The 2,508-nt window shown below is 65.8% G+C and carries 3 protein-coding genes; 1 reads left to right on the top strand and 2 read right to left on the bottom strand.

Annotated features, from left to right (window positions below; translation table 11 throughout):
- Nucleotides 1-28: 28 nt before the first annotated feature.
- Nucleotides 29-418 (bottom strand): 50S ribosomal protein L7/L12, encoded by a 390-nt coding sequence (rplL, locus tag AC1DTF_RS32295; protein ID WP_057166971.1) that lies wholly within the window; start codon nt 416-418, stop codon nt 29-31.
- A 36-nt stretch (nt 419-454) separates the two neighbouring features.
- The gene (gene rplJ, locus AC1DTF_RS32300; RefSeq protein WP_057166970.1) at nt 455-985 is read right to left on the bottom strand and encodes a 50S ribosomal protein L10; all 531 of its coding nucleotides are present in this window, start codon (nt 983-985) and stop codon (nt 455-457) included.
- Between the two features lie 311 nt (nt 986-1,296).
- Between rplJ and AC1DTF_RS32305 the strand changes: the two genes are divergently transcribed.
- Nucleotides 1,297-2,508, top strand: a 1,212-nt coding sequence (locus AC1DTF_RS32305; RefSeq protein WP_477477030.1) for an aldehyde dehydrogenase family protein, incomplete at its 3' end; no start/stop codon positions are given.

Here is a 2,508-nt window from a genome sequence, read left to right on the forward strand (position 1 = left end):
TTCGACCCGGCCCACAGTGCGCAGAGAACTACTTGACGGTGACCGATGCGCCGGCAGCTTCGAGCTTTGCCTTGGCGTCGTCGGCGGCTTCCTTGTTGACCTTCTCCAGCAGCGGCTTCGGGGCGCTGTCGACGAGGTCCTTGGCCTCTTTGAGGCCCAGGCCGGAAACGATCTCGCGGACGACCTTGATGACGCCGATCTTCTTCTCGCCGGCACCCTCGAGGATGACGTCGAATTCGCTCTGCTCTTCGGCGGCCTCGGCAGGCGCGCCACCGGCGGCGGGGCCTGCGGCAACGGCGACGGGAGCGGCGGCGGTGACGTCGAAGGTCTCCTCGAACACCTTCACGAACTCAGAGAGCTCGAGCAGGGTCAGTTCCTTGAAGGCGTCGATGAGTTCTTCGGTGGACAGCTTGGCCATGGTGGTTCCTTATCTTTATGGGTTGTTGATGTGGTCTCAGGCGGCGGTTTCTTCGCCGGCCTTCTTCTCTTGCAGAGCTGCAGCCAGTCGTGCGACCTGGGACGCGGGCGCCACGAACAGCGCTGCGGCCTGGGACTGCTTCGCCTTGAGGGCACCGGCGACGCGCGACAACAGCACCTCGCGCGATTCCAGGTCGGCGATCCGCTCGACCTCGGACACGGACAGCGCACGGCCGTCCATGTAGCCGCCCTTGATGACGAGCGCCTTGTTGTCCTTGGCGAACTTCTTGATCGCCTTGGCGGCGTCGACGGGCTCACCGTTGATGAATGCGATGGCGGTCGGACCGGCGAACAGGTCATCGAGACCCTCGACTCCGGCCTCGGACGCCGCACGCTTCACCAAGGTGTTCTTGGCGACGGTGTAGGTCGTTCCGTCGCCCAGTGACCTGCGCAGCTCGGCAAGGTTGGTCACCGTCAGGCCGCGGTACTCGGTGACGACGGTGGCCGTCGCCTCCTTGAACTTCTCGGCGATGTCGGCGACCGCGGTGGCCTTTTCAGCCTTGGCCATGCTTGCCTCCTCGTGATGGTTGGGATGTCCACCAACCGACACGGGGCCGCACGTGCGCTGAAAGGCTTCGGAAAAGACGAACGCCCCGACACAGACAGGTCGGGGCGCGCAAGAATGCTCTACCTCGTCCTCCTGCGTGGGCCGCCCGGATGATCCGGGACCTTCAACCGATTGCTCGGTGACCGACGGTCTTCGGTGGAACCCGGAAAGAATAGCCTGCCGCAGCCCGATCGGCCAAAACGAGGCAGCTCGCGTGGAACCGCGTAGGTTCGGTCCGGGGGGACCGTTACCACGAGTGAGGAGCAGAACCGATGAGTCTGTACGCGGTAGTTGACCCGGCGACCGGTGATGTGGTGAAGGAGTATCCCACCGCGACCGATGAGCAGATCGAGGCGGCGGTGTCGGCGGCGGCTGCAGCGTTCAAGTCGTGGTCCAAGACCACGAGTGTGGCTGATCGTGCCGGGTTGATCCGCAAGGTCGCCGAACTGCACAACGAACGCAAGGACGAGCTGGCCAGGATCATCCAGCGCGAGATGGGCAAGCCGCTGGACCAGTCGGTCGGCGAGGTCGAGTTCAGTGCCGCGATCTATGAGTTCTACGCCGATAACGCCGAAAAGTTTTTGGCCGATGAGCCCATCGACCTGCTCGACGGGGAMGGCTCGGCGTTGATCCGGCGCGGCCCGGTCGGGGTGCTGCTGGGCATCATGCCGTGGAACTACCCCTACTACCAGGTGGCCCGWTTCGCCGGWCCCAACCTGGTGCTGGGTAACACSATYGTGCTCAAACACGCCCCGCAGTGCCCCGAATCCGCCGCCGCCCTGCAGCAGCTGTTCCTCGATGCCGGCTACCCCGAGGGCGCCTACGTCAACGTSTAYGCCACCAACGAACAGATCGCCGAGGCGATCGCGGACCCCCGCATYCAGGGGGTGTCGCTGACCGGGTCTGAGCGCGCCGGGGCCGCGGTCGCCGAGATCGCCGGGCGCAACCTGAAAAAGGTCGTCCTGGAACTGGGCGGCTCGGATCCGTTCATCCTGCTGTCCTCCGATGACCTCGATGCCACCGTGGACGCCGCAGTCGATGGSCGTTTCGAGAACACCGGGCAGGCCTGCAACGCCGCCAAACGGATCATCGTGGCCGAGGGCGTCTATGACGAGTTCCTCGACAAATTCACCGCCAAAGTGCTGGCCAAGGCCGACGGGCTGGCCCCGCTGTCCTCGGTGGCCGCCGCGCAGCGCCTCGATGAGCAGGTCCAGCGCGCCGTGGACGCGGGCGCCTCGCTGACYWCYGARGGCYMSCGYAAYGGGGCGTTCTTCCCGCCCGGGGTGCTCACCGGGCTGTCCCCGGATTCCCCGGCGGCCAAGGAGGAACTGTTCGGGCCGGTGGCCACCGTCTACAAGGTGCCCGACGAGGACGCCGCGGTCGAGTTGGCCAACGACACCCCCTTCGGGCTGGGCTCCTATGTGTTCACCACCGACSCCGAGCAGGCCAAGCGGGTGGCCGACAAGATCGAGGCCGGCATGGTC

The sequence above is a fragment of the Mycobacterium sp. P4_H6 genome, assembly GCF_056400845.1.